The 20,832-nt window shown below is 45.3% G+C and carries 21 protein-coding genes; 13 read left to right on the top strand and 8 right to left on the bottom strand.

What is annotated here, in order from left to right; translation table 11 throughout:
• The first annotated feature begins 202 nt into the window (after nucleotides 1-202).
• Complete coding sequence (locus OCV20_RS11340) at nucleotides 203-691, top strand: hypothetical protein (protein ID WP_086775008.1); 489 nt, start codon at nucleotides 203-205, stop codon at nucleotides 689-691.
• Between the two features lie 74 nt (nucleotides 692-765).
• On the opposite strand, the gene OCV20_RS11335 is transcribed toward OCV20_RS11340, so the two are convergent.
• Nucleotides 766-1,212, bottom strand: coding sequence for a hypothetical protein (locus OCV20_RS11335; protein WP_261881409.1), 447 nt, complete (start codon nucleotides 1,210-1,212; stop codon nucleotides 766-768).
• 59 nt (nucleotides 1,213-1,271) lie between these two features.
• On the opposite strand from OCV20_RS11335, the gene OCV20_RS11330 reads away from it, so the two are divergent.
• Entirely contained in the window at nucleotides 1,272-2,192 is a 921-nt protein-coding gene (locus OCV20_RS11330; RefSeq protein ID WP_086773621.1) for an IS5 family transposase, read from the top strand.
• A 35-nt stretch (nucleotides 2,193-2,227) separates the two neighbouring features.
• Here OCV20_RS11330 and OCV20_RS11325 read toward each other — a convergent pair whose 3' ends face one another.
• Together OCV20_RS11325 and OCV20_RS11320 are read right to left on the bottom strand one after the other, a co-directional pair.
• Entirely contained in the window at nucleotides 2,228-2,503 is a 276-nt protein-coding gene (locus tag OCV20_RS11325) for a hypothetical protein (RefSeq protein ID WP_086775301.1), read from the bottom strand.
• Nucleotides 2,503-3,480: a hypothetical protein gene (locus tag OCV20_RS11320; protein WP_086775300.1), complete on the bottom strand. Its 978-nt coding sequence runs from the start codon at nucleotides 3,478-3,480 to the stop codon at nucleotides 2,503-2,505. The genes OCV20_RS11325 and OCV20_RS11320 overlap by 1 nt, the downstream gene beginning before the upstream one ends.
• A 156-nt stretch (nucleotides 3,481-3,636) precedes the next feature.
• Between OCV20_RS11320 and OCV20_RS11315 the strand changes: the two genes are divergently transcribed.
• A complete protein-coding gene (locus OCV20_RS11315) occupies nucleotides 3,637-4,557 on the top strand; it encodes an IS5 family transposase (RefSeq protein WP_086773621.1) in 921 nt (306 codons plus the stop codon).
• Between the two features lie 205 nt (nucleotides 4,558-4,762).
• On the opposite strand, the gene OCV20_RS11310 is transcribed toward OCV20_RS11315, so the two are convergent.
• A complete protein-coding gene (locus OCV20_RS11310; RefSeq protein ID WP_086775323.1) occupies nucleotides 4,763-6,526 on the bottom strand; it encodes an amidohydrolase in 1,764 nt (587 codons plus the stop codon).
• Nucleotides 6,527-6,651: 125 nt separating this feature from the next.
• The gene (locus tag OCV20_RS11305; protein WP_019826761.1) at nucleotides 6,652-6,828 is read right to left on the bottom strand and encodes a hypothetical protein; all 177 of its coding nucleotides are present in this window, start codon (nucleotides 6,826-6,828) and stop codon (nucleotides 6,652-6,654) included.
• Nucleotides 6,829-6,982: 154 nt separating this feature from the next.
• Here OCV20_RS11305 and OCV20_RS11300 point away from each other — a divergent pair, with 154 nt between their 5' ends.
• From OCV20_RS11300 to OCV20_RS11290, 3 genes are all read left to right on the top strand, one after another.
• The gene (locus OCV20_RS11300; RefSeq protein ID WP_050053039.1) at nucleotides 6,983-7,843 is read left to right on the top strand and encodes a helix-turn-helix transcriptional regulator; all 861 of its coding nucleotides are present in this window, start codon (nucleotides 6,983-6,985) and stop codon (nucleotides 7,841-7,843) included.
• Nucleotides 7,844-7,993: 150 nt separating this feature from the next.
• A complete protein-coding gene (locus OCV20_RS11295) occupies nucleotides 7,994-8,512 on the top strand; it encodes a lipocalin family protein (RefSeq protein WP_050645693.1) in 519 nt (172 codons plus the stop codon).
• 108 nt (nucleotides 8,513-8,620) lie between these two features.
• The gene (locus OCV20_RS11290; protein WP_048616656.1) at nucleotides 8,621-9,148 is read left to right on the top strand and encodes a cytochrome b; all 528 of its coding nucleotides are present in this window, start codon (nucleotides 8,621-8,623) and stop codon (nucleotides 9,146-9,148) included.
• Between the two features lie 88 nt (nucleotides 9,149-9,236).
• Here OCV20_RS11290 and OCV20_RS11285 read toward each other — a convergent pair whose 3' ends face one another.
• Together OCV20_RS11285 and OCV20_RS11280 are read right to left on the bottom strand one after the other, a co-directional pair.
• The gene (locus OCV20_RS11285; protein ID WP_086775322.1) at nucleotides 9,237-9,611 is read right to left on the bottom strand and encodes a hypothetical protein; all 375 of its coding nucleotides are present in this window, start codon (nucleotides 9,609-9,611) and stop codon (nucleotides 9,237-9,239) included.
• 89 nt (nucleotides 9,612-9,700) lie between these two features.
• The gene (locus OCV20_RS11280) at nucleotides 9,701-10,006 is read right to left on the bottom strand and encodes a monooxygenase (RefSeq protein ID WP_086775321.1); all 306 of its coding nucleotides are present in this window, start codon (nucleotides 10,004-10,006) and stop codon (nucleotides 9,701-9,703) included.
• 148 nt (nucleotides 10,007-10,154) lie between these two features.
• On the opposite strand from OCV20_RS11280, the gene OCV20_RS11275 reads away from it, so the two are divergent.
• Nucleotides 10,155-11,066, top strand: a complete 912-nt coding sequence (locus tag OCV20_RS11275) for a LysR family transcriptional regulator (RefSeq protein WP_086775320.1) — start codon at nucleotides 10,155-10,157, stop codon at nucleotides 11,064-11,066.
• 18 nt (nucleotides 11,067-11,084) lie between these two features.
• On the opposite strand, the gene OCV20_RS11270 is transcribed toward OCV20_RS11275, so the two are convergent.
• Entirely contained in the window at nucleotides 11,085-11,699 is a 615-nt protein-coding gene (locus OCV20_RS11270) for a TetR/AcrR family transcriptional regulator (RefSeq protein WP_086775319.1), read from the bottom strand.
• A gap of 234 nt (nucleotides 11,700-11,933) precedes the next feature.
• Here OCV20_RS11270 and OCV20_RS11265 point away from each other — a divergent pair, with 234 nt between their 5' ends.
• The 6 genes from OCV20_RS11265 to cyoD all read left to right on the top strand — a co-directional run bounded on the left by OCV20_RS11265 (nucleotide 11,934) and on the right by cyoD (nucleotide 20,824).
• Complete coding sequence (locus tag OCV20_RS11265; RefSeq protein WP_086775318.1) at nucleotides 11,934-13,055, top strand: efflux RND transporter periplasmic adaptor subunit; 1,122 nt, start codon at nucleotides 11,934-11,936, stop codon at nucleotides 13,053-13,055.
• Between the two features lie 8 nt (nucleotides 13,056-13,063).
• Complete coding sequence (locus OCV20_RS11260) at nucleotides 13,064-16,162, top strand: efflux RND transporter permease subunit (protein WP_086775317.1); 3,099 nt, start codon at nucleotides 13,064-13,066, stop codon at nucleotides 16,160-16,162.
• Nucleotides 16,163-16,916: 754 nt separating this feature from the next.
• On the top strand, nucleotides 16,917-17,813 hold the full coding sequence (cyoA, locus tag OCV20_RS11255) for a ubiquinol oxidase subunit II (protein ID WP_086775316.1): 897 nt from the start codon (nucleotides 16,917-16,919) through the stop codon (nucleotides 17,811-17,813).
• 5 nt (nucleotides 17,814-17,818) lie between these two features.
• Nucleotides 17,819-19,906 (top strand): cytochrome o ubiquinol oxidase subunit I, encoded by a 2,088-nt coding sequence (gene cyoB / locus OCV20_RS11250; RefSeq protein WP_086775315.1) that lies wholly within the window; start codon nucleotides 17,819-17,821, stop codon nucleotides 19,904-19,906.
• On the top strand, nucleotides 19,878-20,513 hold the full coding sequence (gene cyoC / locus OCV20_RS11245; RefSeq protein WP_076671315.1) for a cytochrome o ubiquinol oxidase subunit III: 636 nt from the start codon (nucleotides 19,878-19,880) through the stop codon (nucleotides 20,511-20,513). The genes cyoB and cyoC overlap by 29 nt, the downstream gene beginning before the upstream one ends.
• Nucleotides 20,513-20,824 carry a cytochrome o ubiquinol oxidase subunit IV gene (cyoD, locus tag OCV20_RS11240; RefSeq protein ID WP_016786088.1) on the top strand — a complete coding sequence of 104 codons (312 nt, stop codon included), beginning with the start codon at nucleotides 20,513-20,515 and terminating at the stop codon, nucleotides 20,822-20,824. The genes cyoC and cyoD overlap by 1 nt, the downstream gene beginning before the upstream one ends.
• Nucleotides 20,825-20,832: the final 8 nt, after the last annotated feature.

The raw sequence follows: 20,832 nt of genomic DNA, 5'->3' as shown, positions 1-20,832 counted from the left end.
AAGAATGGCCATTTGGTGACAGTGATGAATTGGGTGTGTTTTTGCTATTGCTATAAGAGAGGAAAGGGGGATTTCTGTCGAATCATTAATTTGATAAATGAATGTTGGCGGTGTCATGAAATGGTAAGTTTTGCTTCGATTCGAACGCTAAGATGTATTTCAAATCAAGGCGACTTATCAAATTAGATTAGAGAGAGACAGAATGACTAAATCAGACAAAGTTTACGGGTTCAACACACCACAACGTCTATTCGTCGGTTACACGTTAGCCGTGCTGGTGGACTTAGTAGTGCTTAACTTCTTCGATGAGTACTGGGACTTCGTTAACATTGAGTCTTTCACTATTTCTTTGATTGCGGCATTGTTGTTGCAGCTATTATTGAAGCTCTCTATTGGTTTAGAGCACAAGATTGCCGAGCACTTCAAAAGCAAGCCGGGCACTGCGCCTAAGGTGTACCGAGCAATCACCACTTACATTATCTTGGTGGGTTCAAAATTTGTGATGCTAGAAGCGATTAACCTTCTGTTCGGAGATAAGGTGAGCTTCACAGGCCCTTGGGGCGGTGTGGTAGCGTTCTTCGCGGTGGTATTTACAATTTTGGTTGCTGAAGTGATTGTATCGAAGATCTACTTTGCTCTGGATGACAAACAAGATTCAAATGTGAAAGCGCTTAAAGATACCAACGCGTAACACAACATAAAATACAGATGTGAATAACAGACGAGCCAGCTGAATAAGCTGGCTCGCTTTCGTTGTATCAAGTACTACTCTGCAATAAGTTCGGGGATCTCATCAACCCCACTTTCTGCTATCGTTGGAGAGCCCTGAACAGTCACACCATCGCAACTCACGTAAACTTTTCCATTTCGCCTTACTTGAGTACATTCTTCCGGAATTATTTCCTTTTCAACCGTTTCTGTAACTGTCTCGGTTACAGTTTTAATAATTGGCTCTTCAGTAACTAATCTAAATAAATAATATAGTCCCAAGCTAGCAGCCACAAGAGTTGTCAAAAGCAAAATGATTAGAAAAGCTACTTTTAACCAACGTAGGGCTTTGTCTATTCTACTATTCCAACTATTGTCGTTACTATCTTGTTGCGCTTTCGATTCGGCAGCTATTGCTTTTGCATTTGCTTGAGCTGCTCGGTTGTTAGCTTCAGCTGCCTTTCTTTTTTCGTTAGCAATTTGAGGCTTTGTTGCGTAATTCAATGGAACTAAATCAAGAACCTACGATCTGATCAGCTACCTCCACTCTATCTCGTAGTCCTATGCCTAAGCCTCGTTATAAAACAACCAACTGGAAGCAATACAACCGATCACTCATTAACCGTGGTTCTCTGACTTTTTGGATTGATGAAGAAGCAATAAGCGGATGGGCGCAAAGCAAACAGAATAAGCGCGGTAGGCCGCGTCGGTTCAGTGATTTAGCTATCACGACAGCACTCATGGTCAAACGAGTTTTTTCTATGCCATTGAGAGCGCTGCAAGGATTTATCGACTCGATATTTAGGTTAGCCCATGTACCGTTAAGTTGTCCGCATTACACCTGCATCAGTCGTAGAGCCAAGCAAGTTGAGGTTTCATTTAAGACTAAAACGAGAGGAGCGATACAGCACCTAGCCATTGATGCTACTGGCCTTAAGGTTTATGGCGAAGGTGAATGGAAAGTCAAAAAACATGGGACGGATGGCAAGCGTAGAGTCTGGCGAAAGCTGCATATTGCAGTCGATACCAACACTCATGAGATCATTGCCGCCGAGCTAAGTTTATCGACGGTTACAGATGGAGAAGTACTCCCGAACTTACTGAAACAAACACGCCGAAGTATCCTTGAGGTGTCTGGTGATGGCGCTTACGACACGAGAGCGTGTCACGCTGCTATTAAGATTAAGGGAGCTATTGCGCTTATTCCCCCAAGAGAAGGGGCTGCCTTCTGGGAGCGTGGTCACCCTCGAAATTTCGCCGTGGGTTGCCAGAAATTATACGACTCAAATAAGTATTGGAAAGAGCGGTATGGATACCACAAACGTTCACTCTCAGAAACAGCGATGTATCGAGTTAAACAGTTGCTAGGAGGGAAACTGAGCTTAAGAAATTACAATGCCCAGGTGGGTGAAACTTACGCGATGATAAAAGCGTTGAACAAGCTTACTGGGTTAGGTATGCCTGAAACTTGTCGTATTGACTAAGAAACAAGCGAAACGGGTTGGCTCTATCTCTAAATTTAATTACGCAACAAAGCCGCAAACATAGATATTTTTAGAACCCGACTTGATACGCTCCACTCTCTGATTACCGCTGATGTCCAAGCTAGCACTGCAATTTCTGCACAACCAAGTAAGATTCCAAAAGGAGAAATTGGGATGAATGGAATCAGTGGCTCTGCATGAAATAATACTTCATAACCTTTAACGTTAAAAAGAATAATCATTGCTCCCATGACGAAGAGCATAACTCTAAGCCATATATGTTCAGGTAATTTTATTGTGTTAATGGGCATCAATATTTCTCTACAGGAATATAATTGTCGATATTGTTGGTTTTGAGTATCAGCATTTCATCTCGACCGTACTCAGACATAAATTTGTCATACAAGCTTTTGTTACCATCTACAGCTGCCCAATAAGCTTGGTATTTTTTATAAACCTCATCAATAAACTCAGGAGTGTCCGCAACTCCTGGAATGTATGGACGGTGAAATCCAACTTCGGCACCTGTTTGAATGTACTTTGTAGAACCAGCTGCATAAATGAAACCGCAAGTTGAATAACAGCGCATATATTTATCAGCATCAGTATTCCAGTTATTTTGGAGTATATATTCTCCAATTTTTAAGCCTTCATCTAGTACACCACCAGGGCTATGAAGCATAAACCTTCTTAAATCAACGCCTTGGCTTTTATAATGATCGACATAAGCAATGAATTTTTTGAAAGCGCCAGGCACGATAGGACCTTCACCATACAAGTAAGAACCCTTACTATCTTCGCCAATCATGAAGTTGAGTTTCTTTGAGTGACGTAGTGGGTGTTTATACTTTTCAGGCGCATAAAACTCAGGAAAAACTAAAGGCTGGTGGCTAGAGTTATTGTTTTCTTTTTCTACTTGTAACTTCTTTGGTGTCTTTTGTTTCTGCTCTAATGGTTTTTCATTTGCTAATTTGGGCTCTTTTTTTATAGCATCTTTCTGTTTTTTAGTTTCTTTTGGAGCTTCTGTTGTAGAGGCCTTCTGTTTCTGCGAAGGTTTGGGAATCGACTGAGTCTGCAGATTGTCCTGCTCTTTTTCATGTGACTCTTGTAAACCTTGAGAAGTCGTACTTTCCGCTGTGGGAGCCTGTATATACGTATTGTTAGGCGTCGTGTCTTTTATGTTCGTAACATCGTGTGATTTTTCGCTACTAGAAGTAATAGCTTTATCTGTGCATGCGGATAACAAAATGCTCAGCACAATGACTATTGCGCCAATCAGTATTCTCATGTCAAGTAAATCTCAGTGGAGGTTAATTATTGCGCGCACTATACGGTGTAGCGTATGCAATATCAATAACGTATTTGGGCTTTGTTGCGTAATTCAATGGAACTAAATCAAGAACCTACGATCTGATCAGCTACCTCCACTCTATCTCGTAGTCCTATGCCTAAGCCTCGTTATAAAACAACCAACTGGAAGCAATACAACCGATCACTCATTAACCGTGGTTCTCTGACTTTTTGGATTGATGAAGAAGCAATAAGCGGATGGGCGCAAAGCAAACAGAATAAGCGCGGTAGGCCGCGTCGGTTCAGTGATTTAGCTATCACGACAGCACTCATGGTCAAACGAGTTTTTTCTATGCCATTGAGAGCGCTGCAAGGATTTATCGACTCGATATTTAGGTTAGCCCATGTACCGTTAAGTTGTCCGCATTACACCTGCATCAGTCGTAGAGCCAAGCAAGTTGAGGTTTCATTTAAGACTAAAACGAGAGGAGCGATACAGCACCTAGCCATTGATGCTACTGGCCTTAAGGTTTATGGCGAAGGTGAATGGAAAGTCAAAAAACATGGGACGGATGGCAAGCGTAGAGTCTGGCGAAAGCTGCATATTGCAGTCGATACCAACACTCATGAGATCATTGCCGCCGAGCTAAGTTTATCGACGGTTACAGATGGAGAAGTACTCCCGAACTTACTGAAACAAACACGCCGAAGTATCCTTGAGGTGTCTGGTGATGGCGCTTACGACACGAGAGCGTGTCACGCTGCTATTAAGATTAAGGGAGCTATTGCGCTTATTCCCCCAAGAGAAGGGGCTGCCTTCTGGGAGCGTGGTCACCCTCGAAATTTCGCCGTGGGTTGCCAGAAATTATACGACTCAAATAAGTATTGGAAAGAGCGGTATGGATACCACAAACGTTCACTCTCAGAAACAGCGATGTATCGAGTTAAACAGTTGCTAGGAGGGAAACTGAGCTTAAGAAATTACAATGCCCAGGTGGGTGAAACTTACGCGATGATAAAAGCGTTGAACAAGCTTACTGGGTTAGGTATGCCTGAAACTTGTCGTATTGACTAAGAAACAAGCGAAACGGGTTGGCTCTATCTCTAAATTTAATTACGCAACAAAGCCACGTATTTGGACAAATATAACGCCTACAGATATTGATCTTATAATTACATTCACTTGTTACCTTTATGTTTTAATATTATTGATGCTTTTTTATGTTTGTGTTTTTTGGTTGTCTTGGAAAAGATAATGTTCAGTGATTCTTAGCTATTTTTTACTTACCTTTGGTTATACGCTCGTAAACCACATCCCCGCGTAACACCGTCATCAACACCTGAGTTTTGGCTATTTGTCTTGCTGACACTGTGGTGATGTCGCGGTCGAGAATGGCGAAGTCAGCGGATTTCCCTACCTCAATAGAGCCTGTTACATCTTCAATTCCAAGACTTTTGGCTGCATTGAGCGTGTAAGCGTCGATGGCGGTATAGATATCAGTTAGGCCGGTTTTGCCCATGATTAAGCTGTTCGCGATGCCGACCAAAGGGTTGATGTCGTGTACGTTCCAATCACTGCTTAATGTGATATTGGCGTCGGTTCTGAGGATTGCATCGAGGTTCATCATGGCTTTGGCACGGCGAGCACCAAGAAAAGCTTCGGCCCATTGGTGTTGATGCCTTGCAACGTAATCAGAGCCGACTTGGAAATCTGCAGTCACGTCTAATTGGCGAAAGCGTGGCACATCTTCATCATTGATTAATTCGACATGGGTTAGGGTGTAGGGTTTGGTTGAACCTTGCTTGCGAATACTTTCTATCGCATCAAGCGATTCACGAACCGCTCCATCACCAATGGCATGAATGTGGGCGCTAAAACCGATTTTTTCGAGCGCAGTTAACCACTCTTTCATTTGTTCTGGCGGAATATAGTTCAAGCCATTAGGAGACTGGGGCAGATAAGTATCTAAGTAGGGCGCGAGCGTTTTGGCGGTGCCGTTGATGAAGATACCATCACTGTACATTTTCACCTGATCGACAAGTAACAGACGGCTTTTATCGTCGGAATACATCTTCTCAAAGACTTCTAATTGAGAAGGTATTGCCATCGATGGATACACCCAAGGGCGTAGCGAGACACGCGCCGTTAAGTCTTGATTTTTCTCGGCCTCTAGCCAAACGTCATACCAACCTCGTTTCCAATACATGCGACCGTCGCCAATGGTGGTGATGCCGTGGGCTGCCGCTTCCTCAAGTCCGAACATTAACCCTTGGTAGCTTTGCTCAAACAGTTCGCTTTGGCTGTTCCACGCCATCTCCATCAATTGATCGCCAGCATTGTCTAGCAAGATGCCATTGAGCTTGCCACTGTCTTGGTCTTTTAAATAAACACCGCCTTGTGGGTCTGGAGATTGTTGGCTGATTCGAGCGATTTTTAGTGCTTTTGAGTTGACCCACATCGAGTGTGAAGTTTGCTCCATGATCACCACTGGGCGATCCGGGAAGATACTGTCGATGATCTCTAGCGGTGTATAGTCAGAATCGCTATCGAGCGTCGCTTCCAAAGAAAAACCATAACCCATTGGCCAACCTCTGCCATCGGTATCAGCATTGATCTTACACGCTTCTAAGTAAGGGATTTGCTCTTCTAACGTCGCTTCAGAGTCGAGTTCACAATTGCCACCCAGCTCTGAGGCGGCTTCAAACACATGGTTATGGTTGTCAATGAACCCCGGCAGCACAAAGGCATTGTCTAGATCAATGACATCAGTACTTTGCCCTTGAAAAGTTTGCGCCTGTGATTGGTTACCAATGAAGATGATCTTGCCTTTGTGGGTAACGATCGAGTCCGACTCGCGATGCCCGTATATATCTGCATTGGTAAATATCTGGTCAGCACTTTGGCTTTTAACGGCTGTTTGCGCTTGAACTGCTGTTTGTGTTTGAACAATAGTGTTGGCTTGCGCAAGCACCGGCGCGACGGCCGTTAAGCTTGCAAGTAATGCTATCCATGCAGTGCGTGGCAGAGTGAGTTTGTTATTCATTATTATGTGTTCCATGTTCCACTGTTTAGTAAGTATAGAAAGCGAGTGGCAAGTGTGAAACTCTACATGAATGACAAATAAAAACCGCGATTAATCAATGAATTGTGGTTTGAATAAGCCTTTCATTACGACTCTTGTCTTAAGCTATTACGCAGATCTTTCTTATATTCGTCATAAGAGTTATAGCCATAGAATTTCCAGGTGTGATCACCTTTAATATTGTGGCTGTAGGTGATCTCGCCGATCCACTGCTGACGTGTGGCAAGAATCATATCGCGAATTTTTAATAATAAAGTGTCCATAGTTGCTCTCCTGATTAAGTTCACTTGCAGTATATTTATCGGAGACGAAGAGAAGAGTACCGTCAGTGCAATGTTCAATACTTTTCAGTCAATGTGCTGATTTGGGTGGTTTGTTACGTATACTTTCAATATTAAAAGGTCATTGAGTATCGTAATGAAAGGTTACTTGGAAAAAGTGCCACAACGAGTTGGCATGTCTTGGCGCTATAAGAAAATTGTCGAGAACAGTAAAAGCTATGGTTGGCACCGACACGAAGAGTATGAGATAGCGATTCATCGTCACTTTACTGGTCATGGTTTTATTGGGCATCACCAAAGCGATGTGTTCCATAATCATATGATTTTGGTTGGGCCGGACTTGCCCCACGCTATTTATTCGGACGACAGCACGGATGACCAACGAGTATGTGAAACGCATGTGATTTGGTTTCGTAAAGACTGGATAGAGCCATTGATAGCCAGTTGTCGAGAGCTTGAACCGTTGCGTGCACTGCTGGAAGGCTCAAAGAAAGGATTGCAGTTCTCTCCTAGTTCGGCAGAGAAGGCGACTGAATTGCTAGACAGGGTGATGGAGAAACCGCCACACCAACAGTTACTCACTTTATTCTCGTTGTTTTCGGTATTACTTGATGACGAAGAGGTGGTGCAGTTGATCAACCCGATCTTTAAGGACAATGAAGGTGATGAGATCAGCGATAAGCTAGATAAGGTCGAAGCCTTCTTAATGAATCACTTTATTCAAGATATCTCGATTAACGATTTAGCCAGTCACCTATACATCAGTGAGAGCAGTGTTAGGCGTTTATTTCAAAAGCACTATAAAGAGAGCTTCAGTCAACGGCTTAAAAAGATCCGATTGAATGTTGCGTGCGACTTGCTGATTAATACCTCATTGCCTGTCAGTTTGATCTTGGAGAAAGTGGGATACGACAACCAAGCCAACTTCAATCGTCAGTTTAAATCCTATAAACAGGTGACGCCGACTCAATATCGAATAGCAATGAAACGTCATTGATTCATTCGCAGACTAAACGATTCACATAAGATTCTGAATAAATTACAGTTAAGTGAACTATAAAAATGGATTTAACGTATTACCAAGGATGTAAGTTTATGTTTTCACGAGACTTACTCGCATTACTAATAAAAACAAGTCGAGGTTAGGATGAAAAAAATATTATTGCTGCTTAGCGTGATCTTATTGGGTGGTTGTGTCGGCATGCCCGAAACGGTTAAGCCCGTTCAACAGTTCGAGTTGGATCGATACTTAGGGAAATGGTACGAAGTGGCTCGTTTGGATCACTCGTTTGAGCGTGGCTTAGACAACATCAGTGCTGAGTATAGTCTGCGTGATGATGGCGGCGTGAAGGTGATTAACCGAGGCTATTCGGCGGAAGAGGGTGAATGGAACGAAGCGGAAGGCAAAGCGTATTTTGTTGAAGGCAGCGAACAAGGCTATTTGAAAGTGTCTTTCTTTGGCCCTTTCTACGGCGCTTATGTGGTGTTTGAATTGGACAAAGAGGGTTACCAATACGCGTTTGTTTCAGGTCCAGATACTGATTACTTATGGCTGCTTTCAAGAACGCCAGAGGTTGCGCCAGAGGTGATGGAGAAGTTCAAAAGCATGTCTAAAGAGCGTGGTTTCAACACTGACGAGTTGATTTTTGTCGAGCACACAAAGTAACGATTTTGGGCTTCTTTTGGTCTTTACCTAACTTTACTTATTTACCCTATAAAGTGTAATGATATTAGGCGAAAATAGCGTCATTATTAGAGACATAAAGTGGTCATCATGAGTAAATCGTTATCGAAAAAGACTGTTGTTTTCCATTGGCTTACCGGTATTTTGTTCCTTGTCGTGTTTGTTATTGGACTTCAATTTGAAGGCATGCCGCGTGGCCCCGAAAAAGGCGAGTTAATGGGGCTGCACAAATCGTTGGGTTTGATTGTTTTAGTTGTCGCACTTTCACGCTTGGTATGGCGTTTTAAAGAGGGCGCAATTGAGAGTGTTGCCGTATTGACGAGAGCACAAGAAATCGCAGCGAAAAGCGTTCACCATTTCTTATTGTTGGTGACGTTGGCGATGCCAATTTCTGGTGCGGTGATGAGTGTTGCTGGTGGACGTGCATTAGACGTGTTCGGGTTCGAGCTTATCGCTGCTGGTGAAAAAACCGAATGGTTACAGTCTGCGGCTTCTTTCGTTCATGTCAATTCAGTGAACTTGATCATGGTGGCACTTGCTCTGCATGTATTAGGCGCATTGAAGCATCAGTTTGTCGATAAAGATGGCACGCTAAGTCGTATGCTTGGTCGCTCATAGCCTGACGTTAAAGTTAACGATTTAATACGAAAACACTCGGCATATACCGAGTGTTTTTTTGTTTGTGCTATCTGAATTCATTGGTTGGTTAAGCTTGCTTGCGAACCTGCAACACGCTCAGTATTGATAGAAACAGGAAGAACGCCGGATCACTCCAGCCGAAGCCAACAAATATTCCTGTAAACGCCGCATACAATGTGATGATGGCGCCAAGCATATTTGTAACCACCAATCCTTGGATGAGCTTTTTAGCGGACACGCCAGGTTCAATGTCTCTAAGCAGCCAGCTTATTGCAGCGATACCACCCAAAAATATACTGGTGTGTTGAGAGAGAAAGTACGCGTACTTATCATTGATCTCTACGCCGTACATTGGCCACATAACGGTGGGTAGGAAAAACAGCGCGAAGGCAACCCCTGCGTAAATGATGCCGTGTAGGCTCAAGAATGTTTTGTTGTTCATTGTGTCGCTCTCTTTTTCAACTTGGTGATATCGCTAATCTGTCTCTTTGCTCAATACTTGAGTGAGTGAGTGAGTGAGTGAGCGATGCGTTAAGCGTTGATTGGGCCTTTATTAATGGTAGTTAAGGGCTGATTTACGTCAAAAATTACACCACGCACTTCCTGTACACCCATCTCTTTTAAGCGAGCAGCGTGCATCGCCAGATAGGTTTCAGCACTCAGCTGATCTTCAAATAAGTAGACGCCGCCCCCCAGTTTTTCTGCTTCGTTCTCTGTCCAGATTTTCCAGATCATGCCCGGTTCGTTGTTAATAGACTTTGCTAGGTCAACGAGTGTGTTCGACATCTCTTCACCGAAAGGGCCTGAAAATTCAAAATCAACTTGTAGTAGTTTCATGGTGTTTCTCCGTTTAATAAATTCTGTTTAGCAAATAGGTGTTCAAGACAAACAAGCTATTCTCGTTTGTTGTTGAAACTCATATTACCTGTAAAAAACAGACAGAAAAGTTCATAATATTGTCATTAACTGTCAGGATTTTAGACCGATGAGATTAAAGACCACCCTAGACCAATGGCAAACGCTTTACGAAATTGACCGCGCAGGCAGCATTCAGGCGGCGGCCGTGCAATTGAATAAGAGCCATACCACGTTGATTTATGCTTTGAGAAAATTGGAGGATCAATTGGGTGTGTCTTTGGTGCAAGTTGAAGGACGCAGGGCGGTGCTGTCGGAAGATGGTAAATCACTGTTGCGCCGTGCAAGCAGCATGTTGGAACAGGCGAGAGAGTTGGAACTCATTAGTGAACAGCTGGCGAAAGGCGTCGAATCTGAAATCGTGGTCGCCGTGGATCATCTGTGTTGTCTTGAACGTCTATACAAACCGATGGCGCAATTTATGGCTGAGAACAGCACAACATCGATTCAAGTGATGGAAACATCGTTGTCTAAGACGACTGAAATGGTCACTCAAGAGCTCGCTGATGTTGCCATCATCAATCTGCCTGTCACTAATCATTCTGCTGAGGCTTTTGGCTTTACTATGATGGAGCCTGTTGTTGCGAGTTCACATCCGTTAGCAAGTGCTGCTTCTGTGTCGTTGAATCAACTGTCGTCTTTGCCACAAATTGTGGTGAGGGATTTAGGTGCACGATCCAGTCAAGACACTAAAAAACAAGGGAATAAACAGGATGTGGGGTGGTTGAAGTCGAGTCAGCGTATTACGGTGGATAATTTCGACCATGCATTTGGCGCGGTAGAGCAGGGTGTGGGTTACTGCCGATTACCAAAACACATTGTGGAAAGTCGAGGTAGCGATAAGCTGACGGTGCTCAATGTCGAAAATGGCAGTGGCTATCACGTTCCGCTGCATCTGACTCTGCCAAAAGGGGCCAAGACAGGCCCTGCCGCAAAACGTTTCTATGAACTGCTTCTTGAGTCAGCTTCTATGGGTGGCTAACGGATAAATATTTTAAGATTAACGAGGTTGATTGCCGTTTAAGAACAGCGCGACACACTCTTTGGTGTATAGGAGTCTCTCTTGCTCAGACTCGCCACTTTCATGCCCGAAGAATCCCCAATATGCCGACTTACCATGAAACATAAGCAGCAGTTGTCTTGCTGCGATGATCGGCGAGCTTGATGTCGATAAGATCAAATCACCCGATTCCACTTTGCTTTGTAGATAATCTGCGAGTAAAAGGGTGGTTTTTTGCGGCCCTGTTTCTAAGTAGATTGAAGCGATCTCTGGGTGCGTGTTGGATTGGCTCACCGCATTTTGAAAGGTCTGTCTGGACTGCTCATCAAGTAACAAATCTTGAAACTTCACACCAAACTTCACCAATTCTTCTTCCAAAGTGGCATTCATATCAAAAGCAGAAGGGCTGAGTTCACGCTCGGCACACTTAGTTTGCATGCAGGTTTCGAAAAGCTCGTCTTTGTTTTTAAAGTGAGAGTAGACCGTTTGCTTGGAAACGTTCGCTGCTTTGGCTATCTGATCCATATTGATCTTGAAGCCATGTTCAGAGAAAAGTTTACTTGCTGCGGTTAAGATCTGCGATCTCTTCTGTTCACTCTTGATGATTTTTGTCACGTGCTTGCTTCTCGTTACTTGGTGTTGGGGCGTTACCTAGCTTGTCTCTTTGCTTAGTGCCTATTGATACTCAGTAATAGGTGTCTCGTTTGCGCTAAGCATTATGCTTTTTGTGATGGTTTTATCAATCATTAACCATGAAACTTATTTTTAACACAATCAAACTAGACAGTCTAGTTTGGTTTGGTTAGTCTAAAAAAAGAACGTGATGAGTACCGCATAGGAACAGGAAGTATGTATAAATTGATGAAGGGAAGCGCAGTAGCAGTGGCGTTGTCGACTCTTCTTGTCGGGTGTGGTGAAAATACACAAGCCGAGACAGCATCCGATGCTGATAATGCTGCAGTGGAATCGAATAGTGCAGCGTCGACAGTCTTAACAGTGGAAACTGTCGCTTTGGAACGCTCTCGATCGTATGCGGTACAACGTGAATATGTCGGTGTAGTAAAGGCGGGGCAGCAGGCGAATCTTGGTTTTGAATTGGCAGGCAAGGTAAACGAGATTCTGGTGGATGTCGGTGACACAGTCACAACGGGTCAGCCGTTGATTCGATTGGACACTCAGCTATTGGAAACTGAGTCTAGCCAACTGAAAGCGCAGGCTGAAGAGGTGAAAGCTCAGTTGAGTCTTGTTGCTGCTAACTTAAAGCGTCAACGTTCATTGAAAGCGAAAGGCTTCAGTGCGGAAGCGGAGATTGATTCTCTCACCAGTGAGCAACGGGTATTGCAGGCGAACTTGCTACGTATCGATGCATCAGTGAAAGGCAACGAACTGAAATTGGTGAAGTCGACAGTGCTTGCGCCTTATTCTGGAACCATCGCGACGCGCTTTGTTTCGCTCGGAGATGTGGTGAATGTCGGTAATCCAACTCTTACACTGCTCGCTTCTGAGGGAAAAGAAGCCTTCATCGGTATTCCTGCTCACCAAATGCAAAAAGTCACCTCACTTTCTTCGCCTAACATCCGAGTTGGGAGAACAGATTATGCCGTGGAGCTATTGAATCCCGGCGCAATGGTGGATACCCAATCTCGTAGTGTCGGCTTGCGTTACCTATTCCCTGAAAAGTCGTCGGTATTAGAAGGGCAACTTGCCTACCTTAAATTTGATGAACAGATTGAAGAGCAAGGTTACTGGGTGCCATTAACCGGTTTGATTGATGGTTTACGCGGTGTGTGGAACATCTTTGTGATTGGTGAAGATAACAAGGTTGAACGTAGAAGTGTTCAGGTGTTGTTTGCCAATAATCAACAAGCATACGTGAGTGGGGCGATTGAAGACGGTGAACAGGTGATTGCCAGTGGCTTACATCGTTTAGTTCCCGGACAAACCGTGAAGCCAGCAAGCGCGGCTGAGTAGGTAATAGTATGAAAATTATAGAGACTATTTCCAACACTCGACTGCTTATCTTGATGACAGCGCTGCTGATGGTGAGTGGTATTTCGGCGTTCATGACCTTGCCACGTGCAGAAGACCCAGTAATCATCAACCGTTATGCGAACATCACAACCAGTTTCCCCGGCGCCAGTGCCGAGCGTGTTGAAACCTTGGTTACTGAGGTTATCGAGAATAAGCTGCGTGAACTGAGTGAAGTTAAACTCGTGAGCTCAACCTCTAGGCCGAGCGTATCAATTGTTACGCTAGAACTTAACGACACCATCACCGAGCCAGAACCCGTCTGGTCCCAAGCTCGCGACAAGTTATCTGACATCGAATCCATTTTGCCTGCGGGTGCTCAATCTCCCGATCTCGATAGCGACCATACCTATGCTTTTACGACCATCGCATCTCTAACGTGGTCTGGTGCGGGTGAACCAGACAGGTTAACGCTGGGCCGTTATGCCAAAGAGCTCGCCAAGCGGTTACGAACCTTGTCGGGTACCGAATTCGTTGATGAATACGGGATGCCGCAAGAAGAGATTCAAATCAGTTTACGTACGGCCGATGCCGCTGCTCTAGGGCGTTCGAGTGCCAATATCGCTGAATCGCTCGAAGGGGCAGACGCCAAGAACTCGGCGGGTGAACTGGTCAGTGCCTATTCCCGTTTTGGTTTGGGAATTGAGTCTGAACTGGACTCCATTGAACGTATCAAGCAAGTGCCAATTGCCACTGACAGCAATGGTCACATCATCCGCATGGAAGACATTGCGTCTGTGAAACGTGGTGAGAAAACCCCACAAGATCAGATTGCGATTATTGATGGTGAGCCGGGTGTGATTGTCGCGGCAAGAATGCATCCTGATCTGCGAGTTGATAATTGGACGTCGCGAGCGAACGCTCTGATTGGCAAGTTTGAGCAAGAGTTACCAAGTAACGTTAAGGTGACGGTATTATTTAATCAGCAAGGTTATACCGAAACTCGCTTAGACGATTTAGGCAAGAGCTTGATGATCGGTTTCGGTCTGATTTTGATTGTGCTGTTTGTCACTTTAGGCGTACGTGCCGCGATCTTAGTCGCCATTTCTTTGCCGTTAACCTCATTATTGACCCTGTCGATCATGAAAATGACCGGTGTGCCGATTAACCAAATGTCGGTGACCGGTCTAATTGTGGCGCTCGGGATCATGGTCGATAACGCGGTGGTGATGGTTGATACCATTCAAGCGTATCGTTTGAAAGGGCAACAACGAGCTGAAGCGACCATGAATGCATTGAAGCATTTATGGGTGCCGCTATTAGGCTCAACCTTAACTACCGTGTTGGCGTTTGCCCCGATTATTTTGATGCCGGGTGCATCGGGTGAATTTGTCGGTGGTATTGCGATTACCGTTTCTTTCTCGTTGATCGGCTCTTACATTATCTCGCACACCTTAATTGCGGGTTTAGCGACCAAACTACTGCCTAAGCAACTCAGTGATGTCGACAAGAAAGGCCAGCACCATTGGTACATGACTGGTTTGAGAATCCCGGCTTTGACGCGCTGGTTCTCATCTTCTGTCCGCTTTGGCGTCACGCATCCAATCATCACGATTGCTTTGGTGCTGTTGGTTCCGTTTACTGGCTACTGGAGTATGTCTCAGCTGACTGAGCAATTCTTCCCGCCATCAGACCGAGACATGTTTGAGATTCAGGTTTACATGCCACCTCAAGCGAGCATTTACGCCACCAAAAACACCTCTGAAAAAATAGACGACATCATTCATCGTTACCCTGAAGTGGAACGTATTGATTGGCTAGTGGGCGCAAACTTCCCATCCTTCTATTACAACCTGCAAGCAAGGCAAAACAACGCGCCATACTTCTCGCAAGCGATGGTGAAAACAGAGAACTTTGACCAAGCTAATGCGCTAATTCCACAGTTGCAAAAGGTGTTGGATGAAGAAGTGCCGGAAGCACAAATCTTGGTACGTAAGCTCAACCAAGGGCCTCCATTTACTGCGCCCGTTGAACTGCGAGTTTACGGTGAAAACCTCGATACCCTAAAAGCTATTGGTGAAGATGTACGCTTGATTCTGGCGGGTGTTCCTCATGTCACGCACACAAGGGAAACGCTGCAACCGGGTACGCCTAAGGTGTGGTTGAAAGTCGATGAAGACACCGCAAAGCTGAATGGTATTTCATTGAACCAGTTTGCTGGCATGTTGCAAACCACGCTGACAGGTCGTGAAAGTGGCTCTGTGATTGAGGGCAGTGAGTCTGTGCCAATCCGTGTTCGTGTTGCGGATGATGCGCGTGAAAACTTGGCTCACCTGAGTAATATTCGCTTGCCGATAAGCTCTGATGTCTATTCTACGGGTATCAATGTGTCTACCTTGGCTGAGCTTGAACTGACCACCAGTCGTGGTGCGATTACGCGCAGAAATGGGCAACGAGTGAATACCATTGAGGGTTATATTGAAGCGGGAGTCTTGCCTCAAACCGTGCTCAATGAATTCCAAAAACGCCTAGAAAGCTATCAGATGCCATCGGGCTATACGATTGGTTTTGGTGGTGAATCTGCTGAACGAGATAATTCAGTCAACAGCCTGATCTCGAACGTCGCAGTCGTGGTGGTATTGATGGTGTTGGTGGTGGTGATGTCGTTTAACTCGTTCCGAATGAGCAGCATCATCTTCATGGTAGCAGGATTGGCGGGTGGGCTAGGGTTGTTGTCGGTGTGGATTTTCGGTTATCCGTTTGGCTTTACGGTGATTATCGCGATGCTCGGGATTGCAGGCTTAGCGATTAACGCGGCCATTGTGATTCTGACCGAATTGAAACTCGATAAAGAGGCTTCCTCTGGGAATGTCGATGCAGTCGTTGAGGCCGTTATGTCATGTACTCGACATATCAGTTCAACCACGATCACAACCGTGGGCGGTTTTATGCCATTGATCATTGCTGGCGGTGGTTTCTGGCCTCCGTTTGCGGTCGCGATTGTGGGCGGTACCGTGTTAACCACGCTTATCTCGTTCTACTTTGTGCCGGTGGTTTATCACTTGATGACTCGAAATCAGCGAAAAACCATCGCGACTCAAGCTGCGTAACTGTCTTTTAATTTAACTGCTCTTCAATTGCCCATAATCGAGCCGTATCTGGCTCGATTATGGCATTGTTGTTCTCAATAAATTCATCCCAATATTTACCATTTTGTTGTTCTTTTCACCGCTATTACGCCCTCAATTAGTCAAATTATTCTTTCTGTTAGCCTCAGTATTCTTTCTGTTAATCATTATATTCTTTCAATTCGTCACATTAGTGCGTCGATGAATGATTGGTTATCTTGCTGGTGAATGAGTGGGTGTTTTGAATAATCTAACTAGTGAATACCTTGTAAATGGTATGTGAATTCACAATCTTGACGGGCGTCACACTTCTATTTATTCGCTCTTTCTAATGTACCTTGAACTTGCCTTGAGCTGTGGTGACGCGCGAGTGTTTATCTGCTTTTTCTAAATCCCTTGTCAGCACTGGCTCCACCTATGTAGCACGCTGCTGGTGTGTGTCTTAATCCTCTTCTACTTCTTAGTTTTCGCATCCATAAATGGAAGGTTAGTTTCCAAGTTTGTTTGGTGAGCTTTCAAATTCAACTCTTCATAATGCGCCAAATGTAACAATGTATTTCAAAGTGTAACAATTAAGTCATGTTTTCTGTGTGGTTTTAACCCAGCAGTAACGGGCTCTATTGCATTGCTTTTTGAGATGCGGCGTTTCACATGCTCAACACATAAATATTCTAATGATCATGACAACCAGTACTTAGGCGTTCGTTCTGAGGCTGGATAACCATCGAGAAAGTTAATGGAAGCTTCAAGATATAAACGCATTTTATCGAGGACAAGTTTGTCGAAGATTGGTTTGCTGGGAACCATTCTGATGCTCGAAGGATGTAACTCCGCATTGCTCGACCCAAAAGGTAGCGTTGGCGTTCAGGAAAAAGAGCTGATTATCACGGCTCTGTTGCTGATGTTGATTGTCGTCATCCCAGTAATTCTGATGACCATCTACTTTGCTTACCGATACCGCGAAAGCAATACCACGGAAGAGTATGCACCAGACTGGGCACACTCGACCAAAATTGAAATAGTGGTATGGACAATTCCAATCATCATTATTGCGATTCTAGCCACCATCACTTGGCGAACAACTCACGAACTGGAGCCATCTAAGCCTCTGGAAAGTGACGTTAAACCCATGGTGATCGAAGTGGTCTCTCTGGACTGGAAATGGCTGTTCATCTATCCGGAGCAAAACATTGCGACGGTTAACTATGTTGCGTTCCCGAAAGATGTTCCGGTGACGTTTAAGCTGACTTCAGACAACATCATGAACGCGTTCTTTATCCCGCGTCTTGGTTCGCAGATCTACGCGATGCCGGGAATGGTGACTAAGTTGAATTTGATCGCAAACCACGAAGGTGACTTCAAAGGCTTTGCTTCGAACTACAGTGGCAAAGGGTTCTCTCAGATGAAATTCACCGCATCGGCCATGCCTGATCAAGTGGCGTTTTTAAACTGGGTAGAGAAAGTGAAAGCAAGTCCTGAACGCATCGAAGATTGGGAGCAGTTCCGTTCATTGGCCGCGCCAAGTGTGGCTGAACCTGTGACGTTGTTTTCTAGTATCCCACCATTTTTATTCACTGATGTCGTGACCCAGCACCCTGGTTCAATGAACTGTCTGCCGGAAACCCAAGGATAATCGTAATGTTTGGAAGATTAACTCTAGACTCTATTCCCTACCACGAACCCATTATTTTGGTCACCTTAACCATGATTGCTTTGGTGGGTGCTTTAGTGGTGTACGCGGTCACAAAAGCCGGTAAATGGCAATACCTCTGGAATGAATGGTTTACGTCTGTAGACCACAAAAAACTGGGCTTCATGTACATTGCGGTTGCGATGGTGATGTTAGTTCGTGGTTTTGCTGATGCGGTCATGATGCGCAGTCAGCAGTTGCTTTCTGCAGCTGGTGAGACGGGCTATTTACCGCCACATCACTACGACCAGATCTTCACGGCTCACGGCGTGATCATGATTTTCTTCGTAGCGATGCCATTGGTTATAGGCTTGATGAACATCATCGTTCCGCTGCAAATTGGTGCTCGTGATGTTGCATTCCCTTACCTGAATAACTTGAGCTTCTGGCTGTTTGTGGTGGGGATTATCCTAACCAACATGTCACTGGGCTTAGGTGAGTTTGGTCGCACGGGTTGGTTGGCGTATCCGCCGCTTTCCGGTATTGAGGCAAGTCCGGGAGTTGGGGTCGATTATTGGATATGGGCACTGCAAATATCCGGTGTGGGCACCACGTTAACGGGTGTGAACTTCTTCGCGACTATTTTGCGCATGCGTACTCCGTCTATGCCAATGATGAAGATGCCTGTATTCACTTGGGCATCGCTGTGTGCCAACATCCTGATCATCATCTCTTTCCCAATCCTAACGGTCACCATCGCGTTACTGACTTTGGATAGATACATCGGCACGCACTTCTTCACCAACGACCTTGGTGGCAACGTGATGATGTATGTGAACCTGATTTGGGCATGGGGACACCCTGAGGTGTACATCCTAATCTTGCCTATCTTCGGTGTGTTCTCTGAAGTGACTGCAACCTTCTCTCGCAAAAAACTGTTTGGTTATACCTCGCTGGTATGGGCGACGGTGGCTATCACGATTTTAGCGTTTGTGGTTTGGCTGCATCACTTCTTCACTATGGGTTCTGGCGCCAATGTGAATGCCTTCTTCGGCATCGCTACCATGATTATCTCTATCCCAACCGGAGTTAAGATCTTCAACTGGCTATTCACCATGTACAAAGGTCGTATCCGCTTCACTACGCCAATGATGTGGACGGTCGGTTTCCTAATCACCTTTACCGTAGGTGGTATGACGGGCGTATTGATGGCGGTTCCGGGCGCAGATTTCATCCTGCATAACTCGGTATTCCTGATTGCTCACTTCCATAACGTAATCATCGGTGGCGTGGTCTTCGGTTGTTTTGCTGCGATTGGTTACTGGTTCCCGAAAGCGACCGGCTTCACTCTGAACGAGCTTTGGGGCAAACGCGCATTCTACTGCTGGATCATCGGTTTCTTGATGGCGTTCTTGCCGCTTTACGCTCTGGGCTTTATGGGCATGACGCGTCGTTTGAGCCAAGACATCAACCCTGAGTTCTTCCCACTATTGGCGGTTGCTGCTGCAGGTACGGGCGTGATTGCGATGGGTGTGGTGTGTCAGTTCGTTCAGATTTACGTGAGTGTTCGTGACCGCGACCAAAACCGAGATCTAACCGGTGACCCGTGGGGCGGACGCACCTTTGAATGGGCAACGTCTTCACCACCGCCGTTCTACAATTTTGCAAAACTGCCCAAGGGCGATGAGATCGATTCGTTCTGGTATCAAAAGCAAAGTGGTGAGTTTGACCCAACTCAGGAAGAAGAATACGAACGTATTCATATGCCGAAGAACACACCGACAGGTATTTATGTGTCTGCATGGGCGTTGGCATTTGGCTTCGCAATGATCTGGTACATCTGGTGGCTAGCGGCTGCAAGCTTAGTGGGCATCGTGGTGACGTGTATTCAACACAGCTACAACGACGATGTGGACTACTACGTGGAAGTTGAAGAGATCAAAGCGATTGAAGCGGCTCGACGTGCGCAGCTTGAAGAAGCTAAGAAACAGTCAGTGAAAGGCGACCATTCTGGTCGTGGTAACAGCGCTGACAGTGATGCAGACAGTGGTAATAACGACAATAAAGATGATTTGGAGACGACGTATGCAAGCTAATACTCCGTCACACACTTATGATCTTGCACACTCGCATGATCATCACCACGAAGCTGCGGGCAACAAGTTGTTTGGCTTCTGGGTTTACTTGATGAGTGACTGTGTCCTGTTTGCCACGCTTTTCGCGACGTATGCCGTGCTTGAGAGTGGATCTATTGCAGGGCCGACAGGTAAAGACATCTTTGAACTGCCGTTCGTGTTTGTCGAAACCATGATGCTGCTGTTCAGTAGTATCACCTTCGGTTTTGGCATGATTGCGATGAAGCGCAAAGACGTGACCGGACTGAAGCGCTGGATAAAAGTCACTTTCGTATTGGGCTTAGCCTTCATCTGTATGGAAGTGTATGAATTTCATCACTTGATTGCAGAAGGCTATGGCCCTCAAGAAAGCGCATTCCTTTCTGCGTTCTTTACCTTGGTTGGCACACACGGTTTGCACGTAACGTTCGGTCTGATTTGGATGGCGGTGGCGTATCACCAGCTTTCAACCAAAGGCTTGAACGACAACATGTCGATGCGTTTCCAGTGCTTAAGCCTGTTCTGGCATTTCCTTGATATCGTTTGGATTTGTGTATTTACCATCGTGTACTTAATGGGGGTGATGTAATGGAACAGCATCTAGATAGCGGTGCAACGGATTATGTGAAAGGCTTTATTGCGTCACTGATTCTCACCATTATTCCGTTCTACATCGTGTGGGCCCATGCGCTACCAAGCACGGAAACTTACGTGATCTTGTTCGGCTGTGCGCTGGTGCAAATCTTTGTCCACTTTAAGTACTTCTTGCACATGGAAGCGAAATCTTCCGATGGGCGTTGGAACTTGGTGTCACTGATGTTTACCGCCATCGTTGTATTGATCCTTATCGCTGGCTCGGTATGGATCATCTACAACATGAACGTCAACATGAAGTTGTAGGCTAGGGT

The organism is Vibrio coralliirubri (genome assembly GCF_024347375.1).
Taxonomy (GTDB): Bacteria; Pseudomonadota; Gammaproteobacteria; order Enterobacterales; family Vibrionaceae; genus Vibrio; species Vibrio coralliirubri.
The sequence above is the reverse complement of the archived record's forward strand: the minus strand, read 5'-3'. Positions and strand labels throughout refer to the sequence as shown.

What these genes read in the sequence shown, in the direction of transcription:
- OCV20_RS11340 (WP_086775008.1), top strand. Translation starts at nt 203, where the DNA reads ATGACTAAATCAGACAAAGTTTACGGGTTCAACACACCACAACGTCTA.
- OCV20_RS11330 (WP_086773621.1), top strand. Translation starts at nt 1,272, where the DNA reads ATGCCTAAGCCTCGTTATAAAACAACCAACTGGAAGCAATACAACCGA.
- OCV20_RS11325 (WP_086775301.1), bottom strand. Translation starts at nt 2,503, where the DNA reads ATGCCCATTAACACAATAAAATTACCTGAACATATATGGCTTAGAGTT.
- OCV20_RS11320 (WP_086775300.1), bottom strand. Translation starts at nt 3,480, where the DNA reads ATGAGAATACTGATTGGCGCAATAGTCATTGTGCTGAGCATTTTGTTA.
- OCV20_RS11315 (WP_086773621.1), top strand. Translation starts at nt 3,637, where the DNA reads ATGCCTAAGCCTCGTTATAAAACAACCAACTGGAAGCAATACAACCGA.
- OCV20_RS11310 (WP_086775323.1), bottom strand. Translation starts at nt 6,526, where the DNA reads ATGAATAACAAACTCACTCTGCCACGCACTGCATGGATAGCATTACTT.
- OCV20_RS11305 (WP_019826761.1), bottom strand. Translation starts at nt 6,828, where the DNA reads ATGGACACTTTATTATTAAAAATTCGCGATATGATTCTTGCCACACGT.
- OCV20_RS11300 (WP_050053039.1), top strand. Translation starts at nt 6,983, where the DNA reads ATGAAAGGTTACTTGGAAAAAGTGCCACAACGAGTTGGCATGTCTTGG.
- OCV20_RS11295 (WP_050645693.1), top strand. Translation starts at nt 7,994, where the DNA reads ATGAAAAAAATATTATTGCTGCTTAGCGTGATCTTATTGGGTGGTTGT.
- OCV20_RS11290 (WP_048616656.1), top strand. Translation starts at nt 8,621, where the DNA reads ATGAGTAAATCGTTATCGAAAAAGACTGTTGTTTTCCATTGGCTTACC.
- OCV20_RS11285 (WP_086775322.1), bottom strand. Translation starts at nt 9,611, where the DNA reads ATGAACAACAAAACATTCTTGAGCCTACACGGCATCATTTACGCAGGG.
- OCV20_RS11280 (WP_086775321.1), bottom strand. Translation starts at nt 10,006, where the DNA reads ATGAAACTACTACAAGTTGATTTTGAATTTTCAGGCCCTTTCGGTGAA.
- OCV20_RS11275 (WP_086775320.1), top strand. Translation starts at nt 10,155, where the DNA reads ATGAGATTAAAGACCACCCTAGACCAATGGCAAACGCTTTACGAAATT.
- OCV20_RS11265 (WP_086775318.1), top strand. Translation starts at nt 11,934, where the DNA reads ATGTATAAATTGATGAAGGGAAGCGCAGTAGCAGTGGCGTTGTCGACT.
- OCV20_RS11260 (WP_086775317.1), top strand. Translation starts at nt 13,064, where the DNA reads ATGAAAATTATAGAGACTATTTCCAACACTCGACTGCTTATCTTGATG.
- cyoA (WP_086775316.1), top strand. Translation starts at nt 16,917, where the DNA reads ATGGAAGCTTCAAGATATAAACGCATTTTATCGAGGACAAGTTTGTCG.
- cyoB (WP_086775315.1), top strand. Translation starts at nt 17,819, where the DNA reads ATGTTTGGAAGATTAACTCTAGACTCTATTCCCTACCACGAACCCATT.
- cyoC (WP_076671315.1), top strand. Translation starts at nt 19,878, where the DNA reads ATGATTTGGAGACGACGTATGCAAGCTAATACTCCGTCACACACTTAT.
- cyoD (WP_016786088.1), top strand. Translation starts at nt 20,513, where the DNA reads ATGGAACAGCATCTAGATAGCGGTGCAACGGATTATGTGAAAGGCTTT.